We start from the raw sequence: 19,759 nt of genomic DNA, 5'->3' as shown, positions 1-19,759 counted from the left end.
ACGCGACTTACCTGCTTTCTACCGGAACGTCAGAGGGAGCCTGCTCGGCTTCGGGCTCACCGAGAAGGTTTCCGTGATCCCCGTGCTCGGCGGCGTACGCGGCGTAGTCCCCGTACTCGCCAGCGAGCAACCGGGCCGTGAAGTCCGCGTGGGCGCGGGTCATCTCGGCCTCACGGTCGGGCTTCACCCAGCCTTCGGGCATCTCGGGCGTCGGATCGTCGGCGCGAGCGGCCTTCACCCACGCCTTGACGAAAGCAGCCTCCTCCGGGGTCTGGCGGATCCCGACGTTGTGGGTCGCCGCACCAATCTTGTGCCCGTCCGCGGCAAAGAACATCTCCCACTCGTACTTACGGAGCACCGCGAACTGCGACCGGTACATGGCACAAAGCTGCTCGGCGGTCAGACCGAGCATCACCGCGACGATCGCGTCGATCTCGACCAGCGCCATGCGCCGGTCGTATTCCGTGCGCAGCGGCGTCGCCATAGACCACGACGGCTCGACGCCTTGGATCTTCAGATGAGACGGCCCAGGGGCCGTCCATCGGTCCGAGAGCCAGGCGGGCTCGAACAGCTCTTTCCACAAGGGCGCGTAATCGCGGGTCAGGCAATTGAGACGGAGCGTACGAAGGAGAAGCGGGACGGTGAGGGGATGCTCGAAAGGAGCCGGGAAACTTCGCGCCATTTCCATGCTGACCTTTGATGCTCCCGAAACCTTCACGAGGTAATCCATCGGAAGGGAGGCCCATAGTCCAGCCAGAACACCCGTTCCTCTATTAGACTCGAAGGCGAGAGTGTGAACGGTGTGAACATGCGTAGGGCCAGGGGGGATCAGAGCAGCATGCAGAGATCGTTCCGTATTGGATGTCACCATGTTCCGCCAGGCAAGACGGAAGAACTCACGTGAGGGAGTCCCCTCCCAGGAACGCAGCGCCGCTAGAAACTCATCGCGAGTGCACGATCGCGCATAGTTCACCCGCGGCAGGACTGTTTCCGGAATCGACTCCAGGTCCCACACCGAGTAGTCCTTATTGGACTTACACTCCCGATTTGGCTGTTTGGCAAATGGAGTCGCGACAGAGAAGTGCGGCCCCTGCAACACCGCCTCTTCCCAAGAATCTGGCCTGCGAGTCCTCCACTCAATCACGCGATCCTTTTTGGATTTCCCTTCATCGAGCTCCAGCGACCACCAGAACTTCCTCCCCTGCACCCTCGCCGGAAATCGCGAGAGCGCGCGGAGAACCTCGTTTTCGGCAACCGTTACAGGACGGAGCGTCCGCGCCTGCTCTGCAGGCGTGCCGGGCGGGTCCACCAGCGCCGCCCAGTCAGCAAGAGTTTCACGCGTCACTCGCACGATGCGCTTTACATGCGGTCGCATATCCCAGCCACCTTCTGGGAACTGGATCGCCGGCAGCTCGCCTTGCCCCTTGTGGTCAAACGACTGATCGACGATCGACGGGTGAACCGCTCGCGCAATCTGCAGGAACTTGATATCTCTCGGCAGACCGTAGACACTAACGCCAAAGTTCTTATTGTTATCTACATCCTCGAACAAGAGGATGTTGTTTCCGAATTGGAAATGGCGCCGGAGCCTAGCGTATGTAGCCGCCCGGAACGCCCCTCCACTCGGCACGGTGAAGTGATTCTCTTCGTGGATCAGCGCGATAGACCCATGCTGGCGAATGTTGCGCCACGCCCGCTCCATGAAGCTAATGTACAGGTTCGTTTTCATCCCGGACAAAAGTGCGTGGTCCACTGAGGATCCCAGATGTTCGCTGACCCCGGCCCATGAGGCCAGATCAAGCAAGTAGGCACCCAGAGCAGACGACTCGGATAGCACTTTCTCTTTGCGCTCAGCCTTTGCCTGAACAGGCGCATTATCGGCGAGCCCAAACCAGGCATCATGCTCAGCGACCGCAAGGTCGTCATCCCACTCGAACTTGACCCAAGGTGGATTCCCTACCTGGAGATCAAACCCACCCTGCTCAAAGATATGTGCGAACTCCAGCTCCCAGTGGAAGAATCCTTCCCGCCGAGCAATCGCGTCGACCTCGCCGAGCCAAGGGAAACGAAGCGCCACCGTCGGCATGTCCGCACACTGGCTCATGACGCGGTCGAAGTCGTCATCTAGTGCAAGCTGTTCGAAGTCTCCAATGTCGGCGAACAGGCCAAGATTGTCCTCCAGACCAGCAGCGACCCCTCGCTTACGTGCTGCGTTGCTTGACACCTCTTTCGCTTTCGCCTTCGCTGGAGGTACCCCAAGAACAGCTTCACAGAACTCTAGCCACTCCTCGAAGGTCGGCGGTTCCGGGGTATTCAGCTGTCCCACGGGCCAGAACCAGAGAGCGCACCACGCGTCCATCACCAGTTTCAGCCGTCCGCGCGGGGCGCCCGGCTGCTGAAGTGCCTGCTCGACCTGCTCACGCGAGACAGCCCCCGAGGACTGCGGCAGAGGCCGCTCTTCGTCGACCTCCCACACGTCGACCTCCCGGCGGACCTCAGCTTCCGACACGACAAGTCGGCGCTTGGTCAGTTCCCACAGCCGCTCAACACGCCCCGCGAGCGCCAGCAGCCGCTTGGTCTGCGTCACGGACGGAGTGGTCGCCACTTTCTTGCGCCACTCCGCAAGCCTGTCCCGCTCCTCCCGTACAAGCTCCTTGGCCTGCTTGGCGTCCGCGACCGCACCCCAGCCCTTGGCTGGAAGCAGGAAATGGTGGATTTCCTCGCCAGCGCGATAGGCACTGTCTTCGGCGTCCTCCCGGAGAGGTCGGTCGATCGGCACTGTGGTCAGCCATGCCTTCCGCTTCAGCGCCCCCTTCTCGTACAGCGCCCGTCGGGCGCCGATGAGGGAGTTGCCGCGTCGCAAATGCAGGCCGAACCACGGAGCCTTCAGGCCCTCGTGCATCGCGTTCAGCCACAGCGAGACCTCAGCCAGTTCTACGGCGGTCTGGTTGAGGTCCACGCCGTACGAATTGTGCAGAGCCAGGTACGCCTTGACCTTCTGCAGCTCCGCCTCATAGCGGTCCGGCGGGAGTTGCACTTCCTGGCCCCGCTCGACGGTCAGTTCGTCCATGCGACGCTTGAGGTACTCAGCCGCGAGCTGGTTGATCGCCTCGTTGAGGAAGGCCCCCGAGCCGAGAGCCGGCTCGCACACGGTCAGGTCGAGGATGTCCCTGGCGGCGGTAGTCTCGCCATTCTGGTCGAGGAGTTCGGCCAGGGCGTGCTTGACCGTGCTGCGGGTGAGAACTTCGGGGGTGTAGTAGGAGGCGGAGCGCTGGCGCTCACGGCCCGAGAGACGGTAGACGAACGAGCCCTTCTTGTGTTCGACGCGCTTCAACGCGCCCGTGATCGGGTCGCGGCGCTTGACGAAGACGTCGTCGTCATAGTTTTCGGCTTCGCTCTGCGGGACGACCCAGGTGCCGGCCAGGCCGTCGGAGTCCGGCTTGGCGACCTCGTACAGGTCCTCATCTGCGAAGAAACCGGTGTACGACATGAGCCCCTCGTACACCGCTCCCAGCTGGTTGATGCCGAGCTGGGCGTACGAGATGAAGCCTTTGCCGTTCTTGCCCCGGCTGAGCATCAGCAGGTTCAGTACCTGCCAAAGGACCTTGTTGCGCAGCCGGGTGTCCACCTTCTCGTCATCGATGCGCACGGTGCCGATCAGCGGGGTGGCGTCGGCCTTGAACAGGTCACTGCGCAGCGACTCGAAGCGGATGCCGTCGGCGTCCAGCGTCTCGCGGTCGACCAGTTCACGGTCTTCCAGAGCACGGTGGCCCTGGTCGACGAGACGGAAAAGCAGGTCCAGGGATTCGTAAAAGTGGAACCTGTCCTGGGACTCCTCGGGCAGGTCGTAGGAGACCAGCTCGCCGAGTCGCCCCAATCCGTATCCGTCCTGGTAGGCATCGTCCTTGCTGGGCAGGATCCCCAGTTCCGGGCGGGCTTCGGCATACAGCAGGAACAGGATGCGATAGAGGTAACGCAGTGACTCACGGGTGAGTCGGGTGGCCAGTTCGTCGCGGTCACCGAGCTCGGCCGGGTCCGCAGGGTGGTCATGGATCCTATTCAGGATTTCCTGGGCGATCAGTTCGACGGACTCACGCAGGCCCTCTCGCAGCTCCTTGGAGACGCCGACCGCATGCTTGCGGCCGTTATCGACCAAGTTATCGAGGAATCCGGCGGCGCCGCCCTCAGTCAACAGAGACTCGGCGCCGAACAGCGCGGAGACGGCTTCCAGTTCGCCGCCGTCGCCGGCCAGGTTTCGGTCGAGCGCGGCATCCACGCTGACACCGAGGAACCGGCCCTCGTGCCATGCCGTGCGGTCAGCGAGCAGCACGGCCCCGCCGGCGAGGAGCAGTACAAACCGCGGCGCGTAGGCGTCGTCGCAGCCGAAGAGGAAGGTGACGGCGTCCGCTGCGCTGGTGATCTCCTGCTTGCCGTCCAGCGCAATGGGGGTCAGGAGTTCGGCGCCTCCGTCTTCGACGTCGGAGACGACGAGCTCGGCGTCCGTGCTCCACGTGACATCCAGGGCGACGAGTTCGACACCGCCCGGTCCCTTCACGGCGAAGGCGACGGGTACTTCCCTGGCCTTGTCGGCGTGGAGGACCTCGAAGGCACCACGCGAGATCCTGACGTGGGTGTCGTCGCGTCGCGGCTGCTCACTGTTAAGGGAGGTGTAGGCGAGAGCAGCGAGCAGTGTGTCGTTGAGGCTACGCAGCTCGGATCCGTCGGAGTCGCCCTTCTCAGTGATCCGGACCTTGGCCTTGAAGTAGCTGCGCCCTAGGTTTCGCATGCCCGAACGGGAGGTGGGCAACCCTGCCCGGTCGGCCGCCGTCCAGCGCTTACGCAGGTCCACGAGGTCCTTGGAGAAGACCTCGGCGAGATAGTGGGCGGAGATGTACTCACCGCGGTTGACGATCGCTTCGAATGCCATGGCGGTTACGCCTCCTTCTTCTCGCCGGTCCCAGTGGCCGGGACGAGGACCCCGATCACGCGGACCATCGCCTCGCCCTGCGTGGCCAGGTCCTCGATGAGCTGCTCGACCTCTATGGCCGTCTTCTCGACGCGCTGCTCTGCATCGTCACGGCGGAAACCGAAGGTGAGCTGCTCGAAGGCCGTCTCGCTCGCCTTGCGCCATGCCTGCAGGCGCTTCTCGTACTCCACCAACCGCTCGATGAGTGGTTCTTCCTGGATGGCACGCAGCTTGGTCAGATGCCGGCGGGTGGCCGCGACAGCGTCCGGCACCAAGGCCCGCAGCACGTCCAGGTCTCCCGCGAAGGGGCGGTTGAGCATCTTCGGCGCCACCCCTGCCTCATTCAGCACCTTGACCAGGTCGTCGTCGAACTCGGGGGCTCCGTGCTCCAGGCCGCTCACGCACGACCAGGCGAGGACCGTCGGGTGGCCCTTGGCGTTGGAGTACATGCCCTGCATCAGGAACTTGGGGCCGTCGACGTTGGCCGTGATGACGGGGGCGGTGTTGCGGGTGAGGCGGACCAGGACCTTGTCGGTGAGCCACTCCACCAGCGGGTGCTGGTCGGTCACGAAACTGACGTCCGGCCATCCGGACGTCTCGCGCCGCGTCTGCTTGGTGATCGTGCCCTTGGGCCGTTCACCGCTCAGTTCCCGGGCGCGCTCCAGCCGCTGCTGGGCGAATGTCTGGTCGAATGTGACCCGAAGCTCCTCAAGAACGCCGCGCTCGTCAAGGTAGGTCTGGGGCAGCACGAGGAGCCGCCGCTGCAGCTCACGATCAGGACTGAACGAGAGCATCTCGGGGTGGTCCTCAGCCCACTGCATGCCGATCTTCGCCTGGGGGCTCTCGTCGTACACCTCGTCGAGCGCCTCTTCCACGAAGGCCCGCGTGGAGGCGAACAACTGGGGCACGTGGTAATGCGATCCCGTCCCGTCGACCGTGTGCTGGGCCATGAAGAGGTCGAAGGGGTCGTCCGGCTGCGCCGGGACGATCTCGTCGAACGTCTTGCCGTCCGCGAGGCCCGTCTTGATCGCGTCCTCCTCCGCGTCCTCATCTCGCAGGCCAAGAATGGAGGCGGCCTCGCCCAGAGTGCGGTGAACCTCGTACTCGCGCTCAAGCAGTCGGCGCGACACTAGTCGGTCCGCAGACGGGACGGCCGGATCCTCGTCCTGGCGGACCAGCAGCAGGGCGCGGATCTCCGGGTGCTCTTCCTGCCCATACCTGTCGATGCGGCCGTTGCGCTGCTCAATGGTGATCAGCGACCAAGGCAGGTCGTAGTGGATCATCTGGTGGCACTGGCGGTGCAGGTTGACGCCCTCGGATGCGATATCGCCAGTGAGGAGGATCCGAAGGTCGGTGTCCGCCAGGCCGAAGTCCTTGACGATCCTCTGCTGCTCATCGTCGGACAGCCCTCCGTGCAGCTGTCGGATCGCGCCGCCGGTCCTCTCCGTGCTCGCCTCGAAGCCCAGTTCTGCAGGCAGGGCCTCGTGGAGCATCTTCAGCGTGGCACGGCGTTCGGAGAAGACGACGACGCGAGTGCCGGACCCTGGGCCGACCCCCAGGCCCTTCAGCTCGGCCACCAGACGGCGGAACTTGGCAGCCTCCTGAACCGTGGGCTCGGCAGCGAGCTCGCCCAGGTTTACGAGCGCCGACCGTTCAGCGGCACGCTGCTCCCGCTTGTCCGGGTTCTCCTTGATGTCCTTGTCGATGGCCTCGATCCGGTTCTTCACCGTCTCGGCCAGCGCCCTATGTGACGAGAGGAACGCCTTCAGAAGGGTGTAGGGGAAGAGGCGGGCACCCTTGCCGCTCACCGGAGCCGACCGGCCCTGCCCAGGGTTGATCCAGACGTCGTAGAGCTCCTCGAAGATCCTCTGCTCTGCGTCGCTCGCGGGGCAGTCGAAAGCCTCGGGCTTCTTGCGACTCTTCCACTTGTGGCCGATCTCCGCCGACACATCCGGCGACATCTTGTGCCGACGCACGTAGAGGTGACCGAGTTGCGACTCGTCGTAGTCGCTGGTGTCGGGGATGGCGGTCGGGTCCAGCAGGCTCAGCAACTCCCCGAACGACTCACGCTCACCGTTGTGCGGCGTGGCGCTGGCCAGGATCAGAGCATCGGTCCTCGGTGCGAGCAGTCCCGCGAGCCGGTTGTTCTTCGTGCCTTTGTTGATCAGCTTGTGGGACTCGTCGATGACGACGGCGTCCCAGGTGACCTGCATGAGGTGGCTGCGCCACCGGTCGGAGCGCAGCGTGTCGATGGAGATGATCGCACGCTTGTAGTACGAGAAGGGATTGCGACCGGCTGGAATGTTCCGCCGGATGCGCTCGATACCGCTGGAGTCCAGGCGTACGAGAGGGATGGCGAAGCGCGTCCACAGTTCGTGCTGGAACTGCTCCAAGATCGCCTTGGGTGTCACGACGAGCATGCGCTCGCCCCGCCCCCGTCGGATGAGCTCCGAGAGGAGCAGCCCGACCTCCAGCGTCTTGCCCAGCCCGACCGCATCGGCGATGAGCAACCTGGGCCGCAGCCCCTTCAGCGCGGCTCTGGCGGGCTCCCTCTGGTACGCGAGGTCGTCGACCAAGTGCGTGCCGACGGTCGCGAGGCGCTGCTCGGCCAGCGGCAGCGGGGTCTTGCGGATCAGAGCGTCGATGAACAGTCGGGAGCGCCGGCACTCCGGGGATGTGTCGACCACCAGGTCGGTGTCCTCGGGCCGAAGGGGCGTGACCTTGTCCAGCGACTCGTGGGCGAAGAAGACAGCTCGCTGGTCGCGTACGAGCGGGGAGATCCCTCGGACGTCCAGCCTTGTCCCGTCCTGTGCCGTCTCGGACACCTCGACGACCAGCCAGTCCTCGTCCCTCGCGCGCACCTGCATGCCCGGGGCGAACTTGGCGGTGCCTACCACGCTGGTCACCGGGCTCTCTCCTTCACTCACTCTTACACTGCCTCGTTATGCGCTGTTGCGCGGCCGACGGTCTCAGCCGCCGAAGTCGGAACGGCGGTCGCGGATCTTCCCACGCCAGCGGTCGGCCCACGGCTCGCCCCCGCCGCTGGACGCACCCGCGGCGGCCGGTTCGGCGGGCAAGGCCGGAATATCCGGTTCCTCCGCAACCGCCCCGGGATTCCCTGGAGCCTGCACCGCCGCTGGCGGCGGCACGGGAGGAGTCCCCTCCACCTGCAACACGTCCATGAGGAACGTGTCAGGCAGCGGCGGATGCATTGGACCGCTCACTGTCACGGCATGCTCCAGCAACCGGTCCATGGCTGCCTCAAGCACCGTCTGGGCCGTGGGCCGGTCCTCCGGAGCGTAGGACAGTGCACTGACAACCACGTCTCGCAGGCTCTCCGGCAGGCCGGAGAGGTCAGGATCCGTATCAAGCATCCGCTGAACTGGCATATCAGCGTAAAACGGTGGATGCCCTGTCGCGGCATGCACGATCGTCGCGCCCAAGCTGTACACGTCGGCCGGCTCACTCGCCTTACGGGAGTCCTTCGCCTGCTCCGGGGCCATGTACGCGAGCGTTCCGACGGGAGAGTCTCCGGACGTGAGCCCGGTCGCCCCGCCTACGTGGGAGACACCGAAGTCGATCACGCGCGTGCCGTGGGTCGTCACCAGTACGTTGCTGGGTTTCAGATCGCGGTGAAGAAGGTGGACGGAGTGGATGTGGATCAGCGCCTCGGACAGGCTCGCGGCCAGCCACCAGCCTCCGAGCTCACTGACCGGCCCATGCTGGTCGAGCAGCCTCGCCAGCGAGGGTGCATGGATGTACTCGGTCGCGATCCACGGCTGCTCGGCGTCGGGATCGGCGTCCACGAGCGCGGCGGTATGGAATCCGCCGACTCGCCGGATGGCCTCCAGTTCCTGGGCGAAGCGCTGGCGGAAGTACGGCTGGTCCGCCAGCGCGGGCTTCACGACCTTGATCGCCACAGGACGAGGGCTGCGGTAACCGAGGTAGACGACACCCATCGCGCCCTGGCCGAGACGCCCGGTCAACCGGAAACCCGCGATCTCTCGGGGGTCCTTGTCCCGCAGCGGCTCGAACACCCTCGCCCCCGTTCCGTGTCCGAGCGCACACACGTGACGCACAACACACGAAGAACCACAAGTCAACAACGAGAGGCTATCAGCGGCACGGGCTTCCGCTCGTGCCCTCTCGCGATCTCGACCGAGTCCTATTTGAGTACCGACCCATGCCGGAATAAACGCCCCCCGACCTCGATTGTTCCTTCCCAGCGATCAAGGTGGGGCGGGGAGGCTCATGAGCAACCTGAAGGTCTTCAGGGTGAGAGGCCGACAGGCGACGGAGGTGCCGGGGGCGGCCGTGGGGGTGGAGGTCGAGCTGCAGCGGTTGATCGAGGCCAACATGGAGGCGATGCTCGGCATCCGTTTCCTGGCCACCGAGTACCGAACCGGCCATCACGGAGGCCGGATCGACTCCCTCGGCCTGGACGAGAACGGCACGCCGGTCATCGTGGAGTACAAGCGGAACCGCGACCAGAACGTCATCAGCCAGGGACTTTCATACCTGTGGTGGCTCCACGACCACCATCACGAGTTCGAGAGCCTGACCCGGGAGAAGCTCGGAGACCAGACTGCCGGGGAGATCGACTGGAGTGCTCCTCGGATCGTCTGCGTCGCTGGTGCCTTCACGCGCCACGACACAGTGGCGGTAGAGATGATCGGCCACCGGATCGACCTCGTGACGTACCGAGTCTTTGAGGACGTGCTCACACTGCAGCTCATCGCGTCGGCCGGCGGGACCCGCGCCTCTCCGCGGGGCGGGATGTCGGGATCCGTACGCGCCGCGTCGGTGGCGCCGAAGTCGGTCCAGCAGTACCTCGACGAGTCACCCGAGGAACTTAAGGCCCTGTACGCGGACCTCGACGAGCTGCTGCTGTCGCACCAGGACGTGCGCAAGGAGCCACAGCTCCACTACATCGCCTACCGCCGGATCAACAACGTCGCCACGGTGCGTCTGCAGCCGCGCAACCGGCTGCTCGTCGTCAACCTGAAGCTGGATCCGGACACCGTGGAGCTGCACGACGGCTTCTCCCGGGACATGCGCGGCGTGGGGGTCCTGGGGATCCGCGGCGGCGTCGAGGTCCGAATCGGCTCGCGGGAGGACCTCGCACGGGCTACCGAGCTCATCCAGCGGAGCATCGACGCTGGATGACTGCCCGCACATGGGAAGGGGCGGTTGTTCCGCCTGCCTGGAGGAACAACCGCCCTTCTCTGCTCTGCGCCCGCCGGGACAGGTCCCTAGCTAACGCGTATCCGGCTGTCGCCGAGGACGTCGGCAGCCGCAGCTCGGAAGCCCTTCACGGCCTGGTACAGCAGGTGCTCCCGCTCGGCGGCGAGCGTGGTGTCCGCCGCCTTGCGTGAGGTGTCCTCCGCGTGGGCATCACGCACCATCCGTCGCATGACCTCGGCGAGGTCGTCGGCCGCGTGGACCACGCCATAGAGCGCCTCCACCACCGAAGGCGGACCTTCGAGGATGACAAACTCGGCAGCCCGGTGGACGCCGCGGACCTGGGCGGCGAAGCGCTCCATCTTCTCGTCGACGTCCCGCAGGTCCGGCTGGTCCGCCCGCAGAGCGTCGCGCACTGCGTCCAGGGCGACATCGCGGTCGTAAACCGCGCCCAGGTAGTTCGCGTAGGCGTCCCTGCGGTGCTGCCGGCGCCACTGGCCGAACTGCGAGCGCGCTGCCGCGCGCCCGGTGACCATTGCGGAGCCGAGGGTGGCAAGTGAGCCTACGGCGGCGCCAAGCAGCGCGGTGAGTCCAGCGTCCATGGCCTCATTCTGCCTACGATCAGGTTCAGTTGAGGTTCGATCAGGAGCAGGAGTGATCGCAACACTCTGATCGAAGCCGTCGCTGAGCCACGGTTTCGTTCACGTCCGGGGGCCTCCTCCATCGGCGGCACGTTCGGTTCGCTCGAGGCGCCCCTACTCCTCGGGTCCAGCGAGAACGAAGTCTTCGCGCCGTGCGGCCTGTTGCATCGTCTCCAGAAGCCGTGCTTCGGCGATGTTGGCGTAATGCTCCGAGAGTTCGACGCCAACGAACTTGCGACCCTCGCGCAGGGCGGCGACGCCGGTCGTGCCGGAGCCGGTGAAGGGGTCGAGGACGGTCCCGCCCGGCGGGCAGATCTGCACCAACTCCTGCATCACTTCCACGGGCTTCTGCGTGATGTGCACGCGGTCCTTCCGGGGCTGGCTCGCGGTGTAGAGGCCGGGCAGGTAGACGGGGTTCCGGTCGGGGTCGACCGGGCCCTTGGTGCCCCAGACGATGTATTCGCAGGACTGCTTGAGTCGGCCCTTCTGCGGTCGGGAGACCGGCTTGTGCCACGAGGCGATGCCGCGCCAGGTCCAGCCGGCGGCCTGGAGCGCGTCGGTGGTGGTGGGCAGTTGCCTCCAGTCGGTGAAGACGAGCGCGGCGCCGGACTCGGCGGTCGCCCGGTAGGACTCGGTGAGCAGGAGAGTGAGCCAGAAGCCGTACGAGCGCTGGTCGCGGTTCTCGCCGGGGAAGTTGGCAAGGTCGTGCTCGGCGTCGCCCGAGGTGTACTTCGCGCGGGCGCTGCGACCGGTTCGTTCGCTGCTGGTTCGGCCGCCGCTGTTGTAGGGCGGGTCGGTGATGACTGCGTCGACGCTGTTGTCAGGGATGCCAGCGAGCGCGGTCAGCGCGTCGCCTCGGTGCAGGGTGTACGACATGTGCGGTTCTCTCGTTCTGCGAGACGGTCGTGCGCCTGATTCCGCGCTCCCGGAATTTCTGCGCACGCGGCGAAAGTCGCTCCCGGAGACCCAAGAAAAGGCCACCCGAGGAGAGCGATGGGCTGGAGAGTAGCCACCATTCCCGGCCGCACCTAATGACGCTCTGCCGCCACATCACGGGTCCCGGCCGTCGTGCAAGGCGTCGTTTGGTGCGGCCGCAATTCGTCTCTACAGTCTCGCCGTGTTCGACGGACTGGGGTCACCCTCCCGCCTGTTGAGCTGTGTTGATGCGTGTTACCTCGTCCAGATGGCGACACGGGCAGCATCCGCGAAGCGGTCTGATATTTAGGCGAGGTGTTTTCTCTATGTGGCGCGTGAGATTAAGAGCGCGGCTGGCTGCCGCCCTCCAGTAGAGAGACGCCCAAGGGTCGGGAGTTAGCCGCTCCCGACCCCTGGGCCTCCATTCCCTGATCTCAAGGGTTGTGAATTTCCGACCGGTGCGGTGCCGGTGACCTTTTCGACGAGAACGCTGGTGCCGCGCTGCCTACGAGTAAGGAGCTGCTGATGCAGCATGCCCAGGCACGCCCTTCCCCAGAGCCCGGCTCCTGCGCCCTCGGTTCGGCGGACGGCCCTCAGCCGTGAAGGCGGGCGCGGCGATAGTCGGGGCCGTCGCTCTCGGCCCGCTGCTGCTGGTCGCCCCGCTCGCGATGGCTCTGGCCGGCGCGTCCAGCGCCCAGGCCGCCTGCGCGAACGGCAATACACAGGCTGTGGATTCTGCGGCAGTCGCCAAGCAGGTGGATTCGATCCTCAAGGGCGACGGCAAGGCCACAGTGTCCGTCCCGGGGCTGGACGATCCCTCGGAGCAGATCCCGAACGCCAAGACGATCCAGGCCACCGGCGTCGCCATGAAGGTGCCGGCCCGGGGCCAGGTCGTAGCTCTGGCCACAGCCTTGCAGGAGTCGGGGCTGCGGAATCTCGACTACGGCGACAGGGATTCGCTCGGCCTCTTCCAGCAGCGTCCCAGCCAGGGCTGGGGGACGGCCCAGCAGGTCCGCGATCCGGTGCACGCCGCGACGAGGTTCTACGAGGCGCTGCTGAAGGTCCCGGGCTGGCAGTCCATGACCGTCACGCAGGCGGCGCAGGCGGTCCAGAAGAGCGGCTTCCCCGACGCGTATGCCAAATGGGAGCCGCTGGCCACGGCTCTGCAGAAGGCCATCGCCACGTCGCTGTCCGCAGGGTCGAGTTCCGACACGGGCGACAAGACCGACCCGACGGATGCGACGCCCGGCGCGTGCGGCACCGGCGAGGACGGTGCCAGGTTCGGTCCGATCCCTGCCGGCTCCGTCCCCAAGGACTACAAGATCCCGGCTGATGCACCCACGTCGGTCCGCACCGCCATCCGATGGGGGCTGGGCCAGCTCGGCACTCCGTATCAGTGGGGTGGCACGTGTACCGATCCGCGCGGCCAGGACCCGATGGGCCGCTGTGACTGCTCGTCCCTGACGCAGATGTCGTACAAGGCCGGAGGTATCTCGATCTCCCGGACCACGTACACGCAGGTCAAGGAGGGCAAGACGGTCAGCGTCGACGCCCTCAAGCCGGGCGATCTCCTCTTCACCCGCGGCACGGCCCAAGTCCCGGAACACGTAGGGATGTTCATCGGTGACGGCCTGATCCTGCATGCGCCTCGCACTGGTGACGTGGTCAAGATCTCGACCCTCGCTGACTGGCGGCCGGACGTGCTCGCCGCCCGCCGGATCGTCTGACCGGCCTCCCCCTCCCCCTCTCACTCCTCCCCTTCCGGGCCTTCGCGCGCCCATGTTCGTACTGGAGTTCCAATGAAGCTCATTCAGCACGCCCAGATGCTGGCGTACAACCCTGGCGTCACACCGAGCGAGGGCGGCCTGCCCGGCCTCGACGTCCTCAAGAAGGTCATGGGCAGCATCAACCTCTTCGGCATCATCGCCACGGTCGGCGCCCTCGCCATCTCCGCCATCGTCTGGGCCTGGGGCCACCACAGCGGAGGCCACCAGGCCGAGGCCAACGGCAAGAAGGGCACGGTCGTCGCCGCCGGCTGCGCCCTCCTGCTCGGCGCGGCCAACGGCGTCGTCGCGTTCTTCTCGGCGATGGGGACGCAGGTTCACTGATGCCGAAGAATCGTTTCCCTTCCGCCAGGGGGCGGAGGCACGGAGCCCCGTCCTCGGTTCTGCGCCGCGCCTCGATCGGCGGCATCGTCCTCGCTGTCCTGCTGGCCGTCGCCGGTCTGGTCGCGTACGTCACCCGTGCGGAGAGCCCGGCCGCGCCGAAGGCCACCCCCGCGCCAGCGTCCTCTTCGACGTCGCCCTCCCCTGCCGCCACCACGCACGCCGGGGTGGCGGTGGTCGCGCCGCCCAGGACGACGGATCCGATCGAGTTCGCCAAGGCCGCCACCAAGGTCCTGTGGACGTACGACACCCGGTCCTTCTCGCAGGCCGAGCACATGGCCGGCCTCAAGCGGTGGATGACCGACGAGAAGAAGTACGCGGACTGGAAGTCCGTCTCGGACCAGGTGCCCAGTCCGGTGCTGTGGTCGCGGATGCACGACAACGGGCAGCACGCCGGCGCCACGGTCGGCGAGGGCCACTTCCCGCAGGCGTTCAAGACCGCCCTGGCCCAGGACCCCGGTGCGATCACGGAGGCGTACGTCTACGCCGTCACGGTCACCGGCAAGCAGTCCATCGCCTGGAAGGGCTCCGGTGCCGGAGCCGAGTCCCGCTCGACGACCCTCGCCGTCCAGTGCCGACCGGACCGCGACTGCGCCCTGGTCGGCGTCCTGCCGAACGTCGCGCCGTGATCGCCCTCAACCTGCGAAAGGAGGCACCCTCATGGGAGCTTGCGACCTTCCTCTGATGAGTACGGTCTGTGACACCGTCGGCGGTGTCGTCGGCGCGACTGGCGAAGCCGTCACCGACGGCATCGGCGCCTGGATCGCCAAGTCGATGGGCGAGATGGCCCAGGCCTCAGCGGATCTGGCGTCGAAGGCCGTCGACCGGACCACGGCCATCGATCTCAACGCCGAGTGGTTCAGGAGCAACTACGAGCTGATCCTGCCCATCGGCCTCATCCTCACCGTCGGCACGTTCTGCCTCCAGCTCACCCGCGCCGCCTGGCGCCGGGACGAACGCGCCCTCGCTCAGGCGGTATACGGAACAGTGGCCGGCGTCCTGTTCGCGTTCGCCGCCATCGCCTGCACCACCGTCGCGATCACTGTGGTCGACGCGCTCAGCGCCGGCCTGTTCAAGGCCGCCAACAGCTCCGTGGACGACGCGGTACGCCGCATCATCAAGGTCAACGAGCTGGGGGCGATGTACGGCCTGGGCTGGGGCGTCCCCGCCATCGTCGCACTCGGCTGCGCGGTGGGCGCCTTCCTCTACTGGGCGGTGATGGTCGCCCGCAAGGTCGGCATCCTGGTCCTGGTCACCCTGGCCGTGTTCGCCGGGGCCGGCGGCGGCTGGGAGGTCGCGCGGCGCTGGCGGCGCGGCTGGATCGAGGCGACCAGCACCCTGATCGTCTCCAAGCTCCTGATGACCATCGTGTTCCTGCTGGGTGTCTCCGCCATGGGCAAGACCGACGCGAGCGACGGGCTGAGCGCCCTGTCGGACGCGATCGCGGGCATCGTCGTGATGGTCCTGGTGCTGCTCTGCCCCTACGCCACGTACAAGTTCGTGCACTGGGCGGCCGACGGCGGTGGCCACGACGATCTGCACCGCACCGGTGTCGCCGGCATGGCGGTCGCCGCAGGCGCAGCGAAGACCGCGGGGCAGCTCGCGGTCCAGGCAGGCACGGGAATGCGGGCTCCGCAGGGGCCGGCGAAGGTGCCAGGCCAGGGCTCCGGTGGCGTCGCCTCCGGGATCGACCCGACGGGCGGATCCGGTGGTGAGGCCAAGCCGAAGCAGACCCACTTCCGCTTCGGTGAGGATCCGAACGCGACCGGCGACAAGGGCCGGGCGCTGATCCGCCGTCCTCCCACGGACGGCGACCGCGGAGTCCCGCTCATCCAGCGCCCCGGTGGCAGCGAGGCGTCCGACTCGGCGCCCGCGCTCTCCGGGCCTACGCCACAGGGCGCCTCGGTCTTTGCGCCGCAGGTCACGCACCTGGACCCGCCGGCACCGCGGCGCAGCGGTCCTCCTCCGCAGGGTGGCGCCACCCCGCAGCGGTGGATCTATCCCGGGCCAGCGGACCGCTCGGGCTCGTAGCCCGGAGCTGACGGGGTGGGCCGAGGCCCGCCCGGCCCACCCCGTCTTCCTCTTCTTCCTTCTCCTCATGTTCCAAGGACGGCTTCGCCATGCTCTCTGACGCTTCTCACCCCGACGGTCCGCCCACCGTCAAGTTCCCTCACCGCTCGCGCCGGGGCGTGCTGCTCGGCCTGTCGGCCCCTCAGCTGATCGTCGTCGCGACCTGCGGTCTGCTCCTGCTCGGGGTGCTGCTCACCTCCGGTGTGACCGGAGCGCTCCAGCTCGTACCGCTGTGGGCCGTCGTCCTCGCGGCAGTCTTCATCCGCCACCGCGGATGGGCGCTCGCCGACTGGGCGCCGATCGCGATCCGATACGCGCTCCGACGCTTCCGGGGGCAGCTGGTCTGGCTCGCCCGGCCGTCCACCCGGCCACGGCGAGAGGGTCTGCTCCACCTGCCCGGCACGGCCGCGTCCCTGCGGGTGGTGTCCTCATCGGACGGCCGCCTCGGCGCGGTGCACGATCCGCACCACGGCACCCTCACGGCCGTGGTGAAGGTCTCCTCCCGCGCCTTCGCCCTGCTCGACCCGGCCGCCCAGGCCGGCAACGTCTCCGGCTGGGGCCGCACGCTGGCCGCGCTCTCGCGCAGCGGGCACATCGCCCGCGTCCAGGTGCTGGAGCGCACGGTCCCCGACTCCGGCGACGCGCTCAACCGCTACTGGCAGGAGCACGGCAACGCCCAGACCCCGCTCGCCGGTCCGATCTACGGCGACCTGCTGGCCGCCGCAGGCCCCGCCGCCGCCCCGCACGAGGCGTACGTCGCCCTCGCCCTCGACCTCAAGGCCGCCCGCCGCCTGATCAACCAGGCCGGCGGCGGACTCACCGGAGCCTTCGCCGTACTGGCCCAGCTCGCCTCCACCTTCGACCAGTCCGCCCGTACCTCCGGGCTCACACCGAATGGCTGGCTGCCCGCGCGCGAGATCGCCGCCGTGATCCGTACCGCGTACGACCCCAAGGCGTCGGCTGGCCTCGACCGGTGGTCCGACTCGGGCCGTCCGCAGGCCAACCCCACTGCCGCCGGACCGGTCGTCCTGGTCGAGAAGGCCGACCGTATCCAGACCGACTCGGCCCACCACGCCACGTTCTGGATCGAGAACTGGCCGCGCATCGAGACCAGCCCCGGCTTCCTCCACCAGCTCCTGTTCACCACCGGCGTGCGCCGCACCCTCTCGCTGACCTACGAGCCCAAGGGGCTGGACGCCGCCCTGAAGGACGTACAGCGCAAGAAGGCCACCGTGATCGCGGACGCCGCCGAGCGGGCCCGCAAGGGCCAGGTCGACTCCGAGGAGGACTCGGTCGAGTACGCCGACATCAAGCAGCGCGAGCGCCAGCTCATCGCCGGACACGCCGACGTCGCCCTCACCGGCCTGCTCACCGTGAGCGCGGACACCCGCGAGGAGCTCAACGCCGCGTGCGCCGCCGTCGAGACCGCGGCCGTCGCCGCCCTCATCGACCTGCGCCTGCTGACCTGGCAGCAGGCCGAAGCCTTCACCAACGCCGCTCTGCCGCTCGCTCGCCCGTAGCGCGGCCCAGCACCACCGACCGCGCTCTACCGAAGGGCACCCCATGCCGACCGAGCCCCTGCCCGAACTGGCTTCGGACTTTGTCCCGTTCGCCACCGCCGCGCTCGACTTCCACCGGGCCATCAACATGCCCGTCGCCCCGGTCGCCGCCAGCCGCACCGAACTGGACTCCCTGCACGCCCACCTGGTCGCCCTGTACGGGCTGCTGGATGCGCACACCGCGCGGACCGCCCCGGTGGCCGGCGTCGAGGGCGATCACCTGAGGGCCTGCCGTGTCCGGCTGTGGCAGGCAGCCGAGCACCTCCACGCCGCCTATCACGCAGCCCCACAGCGACTCACCGGCCGCCTCCCCACGCGGGAGGCGTGCCGGGCCCGCCTTCCCGAAGGCGCACCCGACCTCACCGTGTGCCAGCGCCACCTGGCCACCGCCACCCGCGTCCGCCGCGACCACACCCCGGCCGACCTGCGCGACCCCTTCACCGGCCTCACCCGCCACTGACCACCGGAGCACCACCGCCATGCCCACCCGAACCACCCGCGCCAGCGCCAGCCCGCTGTTCGTCCCCCGCAAGACCGACCGCCGAACGGCCCGCGCCGCACGCGACCAGTTCGCTGCCGCCCGCGACAAGGCCCGCCACGCCGCCCGGCCAGAAGCCCGCCGCACCGCGACCGGCATCGATCCCGAGCTGCGCGCCACCTACCCGGCCGCCGGACGCCCCGGTCCCACCTCCGCCCGCGGCGGCCGGCTCAAGCTCCCCGCCCACCGGATGACCACCGCCACCGCGTCCGGCGCCTACCCCTTCCTCGCCGAGGGCGGTCTGGGCGCCCAGGGCATCTATGTGGGCCGCGACGTGCACGCGGAGGCCGCCTTCACCTACGACCCGTTCGCGCTGTACGGGCGGCTCGACGGCTTCACGAACCCGAACATCCTGCTCGCCGGGATCATCGGGATGGGCAAGTCCGCCCTGGCCAAGTCCCTCGCCGTGCGCGCCGTCGCCTTCGGCTACCGCATCTACGTGCCGTGCGACCCCAAGGGCGAATGGACCGTGGTCGCCCAGGCGCTGGGCGGGCAGACCATCGCCCTGGGCCCCGGTCTTCCCGGCCGGCTGAATCCGCTGGATGCCCCCGCCAGGCCGTACGGCGTCAGCGAGGAGGACTGGGCCGGCGAGGTCCGCAAGCGGCGCCTGTTGCTCCTCGGCTCGCTCGCGAAGACCGTTCTGCGGCGTGACCTGCACCCGATGGAGCACACCGCCCTCGACGTGGCACTCGACCAGGCCGTCGTACGCGCCGAAGCTGCCGGTACCACCCCGCTGCTCGGTGACGTCGCGTACGCACTCGGCTCGCCCGAGCGGTTCGACGCCGCGCTCGGTGACCTGTCCGGACGCCTCGGGCGGGCGGCCGAGGACCTGGCCCACGCGCTGCGGCGTCTGGTGCACGGCGACCTGGCCGGCATGTTCGACGCACCGAGCACCGTCGCGTTCGATCCGGCCGCGCCCATGCTCTCCATCGACCTGTCCCGGCTCGGCGGCGCCGGCGACGACACCGCGCTCGTCCTGGCGATGACCTGTGCCTCCGCGTGGATGGAGTCCGCGCTCTCCGACCCCACCGGCGGGCGGCGCTGGGTGATCTACGACGAGGCATGGCGTGTGATGCGACACGTCGCCCTGCTGGAACGCATGCAGAGTCAGTGGAAGCTCAGCCGAGGGCTCGGCATCGCCAACATGATGGTCATCCACCGCCTCAGCGACCTGCTCACCGCGGGCGACGCCGGCTCCCGAGGCCGCGCGCTCGCCGAGGGTCTGCTCACCGACTGCTCCACCCGCATCATCTACCGCCAGGAAGCCGACCAACTCAGCTCCGCCGCCGCCCTGTTGGGCCTCACCGGCGTCGAGACCCAGGCCGTCTCCGCCCTCACCAAGGGGCGCGGCCTGTGGAAGGTCGCGGGCCGGTCGTTCATTACTCAACATCTGCTCCACCCGCACGAGCGCGAGCTGTTCGACACGGACGCCCGGATGCATACCTGAGCCGTCCGCTCCCGTTCACGCCCCGGGGGAGCCGGCCCGCGCCGCCCCGGCTCCCCCTCGCCCGTCGTCACATCACGCCCTCCGCACAGGAAGTCGCCCCACCATGCACCTGAAGCGCACCATCCGTCGCGGCCTGCGCCGCCTCGTCCAGCTCTACGCCGACGCCGCCCGCGCCCACACCGCACACGGCCATGCCTCCGTAACCCCCAGCCCGCACGATCCCGTGAACGCAACACGGCGAGGGACCGACCGGCGCCCTGCCGCGCACGATGAGAGC

13 protein-coding genes are annotated in these 19,759 nt (G+C 67.8%); 8 read left to right on the top strand and 5 right to left on the bottom strand.

Translation table 11 applies throughout. The features are described 5' to 3' along the window. Positions 1-7: 7 nt before the first annotated feature. The 3 genes from CIB93_RS16295 to CIB93_RS16285 all read right to left on the bottom strand — a co-directional run bounded on the left by CIB93_RS16295 (position 8) and on the right by CIB93_RS16285 (position 9,003). Complete coding sequence (locus CIB93_RS16295; protein ID WP_096627561.1) at positions 8-4,927, bottom strand: Eco57I restriction-modification methylase domain-containing protein; 4,920 nt, start codon at positions 4,925-4,927, stop codon at positions 8-10. 5 nt (positions 4,928-4,932) lie between these two features. Then, positions 4,933-7,872: a DEAD/DEAH box helicase gene (locus CIB93_RS16290; RefSeq protein ID WP_096627560.1), complete on the bottom strand. Its 2,940-nt coding sequence runs from the start codon at positions 7,870-7,872 to the stop codon at positions 4,933-4,935. Positions 7,873-7,935: 63 nt separating this feature from the next. Beyond that, positions 7,936-9,003 carry a serine/threonine-protein kinase gene (locus CIB93_RS16285; protein ID WP_096627559.1) on the bottom strand — a complete coding sequence of 356 codons (1,068 nt, stop codon included), beginning with the start codon at positions 9,001-9,003 and terminating at the stop codon, positions 7,936-7,938. A 214-nt stretch (positions 9,004-9,217) separates the two neighbouring features. On the opposite strand from CIB93_RS16285, the gene CIB93_RS16280 reads away from it, so the two are divergent. Beyond that, positions 9,218-10,132, top strand: coding sequence for a DUF5655 domain-containing protein (locus CIB93_RS16280; protein WP_096627558.1), 915 nt, complete (start codon positions 9,218-9,220; stop codon positions 10,130-10,132). A gap of 86 nt (positions 10,133-10,218) precedes the next feature. Here CIB93_RS16280 and CIB93_RS16275 read toward each other — a convergent pair whose 3' ends face one another. Both CIB93_RS16275 and CIB93_RS16270 read right to left on the bottom strand, forming a co-directional pair. Next, entirely contained in the window at positions 10,219-10,749 is a 531-nt protein-coding gene (locus tag CIB93_RS16275; protein WP_096627557.1) for a proline dehydrogenase, read from the bottom strand. Between the two features lie 153 nt (positions 10,750-10,902). Continuing rightward, on the bottom strand, positions 10,903-11,664 hold the full coding sequence (locus tag CIB93_RS16270) for a site-specific DNA-methyltransferase (RefSeq protein WP_096627556.1): 762 nt from the start codon (positions 11,662-11,664) through the stop codon (positions 10,903-10,905). Positions 11,665-12,302: 638 nt separating this feature from the next. Between CIB93_RS16270 and CIB93_RS16265 the strand changes: the two genes are divergently transcribed. The 7 genes from CIB93_RS16265 to CIB93_RS16235 all read left to right on the top strand — a co-directional run bounded on the left by CIB93_RS16265 (position 12,303) and on the right by CIB93_RS16235 (position 19,482). Then, positions 12,303-13,430: a C40 family peptidase gene (locus tag CIB93_RS16265; protein WP_257002220.1), complete on the top strand. Its 1,128-nt coding sequence runs from the start codon at positions 12,303-12,305 to the stop codon at positions 13,428-13,430. A 72-nt stretch (positions 13,431-13,502) separates the two neighbouring features. Beyond that, the gene (locus CIB93_RS16260; protein ID WP_039649441.1) at positions 13,503-13,811 is read left to right on the top strand and encodes a DUF6112 family protein; all 309 of its coding nucleotides are present in this window, start codon (positions 13,503-13,505) and stop codon (positions 13,809-13,811) included. After that, a complete protein-coding gene (locus tag CIB93_RS16255; protein ID WP_096627555.1) occupies positions 13,811-14,497 on the top strand; it encodes a hypothetical protein in 687 nt (228 codons plus the stop codon). The genes CIB93_RS16260 and CIB93_RS16255 overlap by 1 nt, the downstream gene beginning before the upstream one ends. 31 nt (positions 14,498-14,528) lie before the next feature. Then, positions 14,529-15,899 carry an ATP-binding protein gene (locus tag CIB93_RS16250; RefSeq protein WP_096627554.1) on the top strand — a complete coding sequence of 457 codons (1,371 nt, stop codon included), beginning with the start codon at positions 14,529-14,531 and terminating at the stop codon, positions 15,897-15,899. 89 nt (positions 15,900-15,988) lie between these two features. Beyond that, the gene (locus CIB93_RS16245; RefSeq protein WP_096627553.1) at positions 15,989-17,458 is read left to right on the top strand and encodes an SCO6880 family protein; all 1,470 of its coding nucleotides are present in this window, start codon (positions 15,989-15,991) and stop codon (positions 17,456-17,458) included. 43 nt (positions 17,459-17,501) lie between these two features. Further along, complete coding sequence (locus CIB93_RS16240; RefSeq protein WP_096627552.1) at positions 17,502-17,957, top strand: DUF6238 family protein; 456 nt, start codon at positions 17,502-17,504, stop codon at positions 17,955-17,957. 19 nt (positions 17,958-17,976) lie between these two features. Then, positions 17,977-19,482: an ATP-binding protein gene (locus CIB93_RS16235; protein WP_096627551.1), complete on the top strand. Its 1,506-nt coding sequence runs from the start codon at positions 17,977-17,979 to the stop codon at positions 19,480-19,482. Positions 19,483-19,759: the final 277 nt, after the last annotated feature.

Source organism: Streptomyces sp. WZ.A104 (genome assembly GCF_002382885.1).
Classification (GTDB): domain Bacteria; phylum Actinomycetota; class Actinomycetes; order Streptomycetales; family Streptomycetaceae; genus Streptomyces.
This window is presented reverse-complemented; position numbering and strand designations above follow the sequence as displayed.

Coding starts and splice junctions, on each gene's coding strand:
- CIB93_RS16270 (WP_096627556.1), bottom strand. CDS start 11,664: ATGTCGTACACCCTGCACCGAGGCGACGCGCTGACCGCGCTCGCTGGC.
- CIB93_RS16245 (WP_096627553.1), top strand. CDS start 15,989: ATGCTCTCTGACGCTTCTCACCCCGACGGTCCGCCCACCGTCAAGTTC.
- CIB93_RS16295 (WP_096627561.1), bottom strand. CDS start 4,927: ATGGCATTCGAAGCGATCGTCAACCGCGGTGAGTACATCTCCGCCCAC.
- CIB93_RS16240 (WP_096627552.1), top strand. CDS start 17,502: ATGCCGACCGAGCCCCTGCCCGAACTGGCTTCGGACTTTGTCCCGTTC.
- CIB93_RS16275 (WP_096627557.1), bottom strand. CDS start 10,749: ATGGACGCTGGACTCACCGCGCTGCTTGGCGCCGCCGTAGGCTCACTT.
- CIB93_RS16255 (WP_096627555.1), top strand. CDS start 13,811: ATGCCGAAGAATCGTTTCCCTTCCGCCAGGGGGCGGAGGCACGGAGCC.
- CIB93_RS16260 (WP_039649441.1), top strand. CDS start 13,503: ATGAAGCTCATTCAGCACGCCCAGATGCTGGCGTACAACCCTGGCGTC.
- CIB93_RS16280 (WP_096627558.1), top strand. CDS start 9,218: ATGAGCAACCTGAAGGTCTTCAGGGTGAGAGGCCGACAGGCGACGGAG.
- CIB93_RS16250 (WP_096627554.1), top strand. CDS start 14,529: ATGGGAGCTTGCGACCTTCCTCTGATGAGTACGGTCTGTGACACCGTC.
- CIB93_RS16235 (WP_096627551.1), top strand. CDS start 17,977: ATGCCCACCCGAACCACCCGCGCCAGCGCCAGCCCGCTGTTCGTCCCC.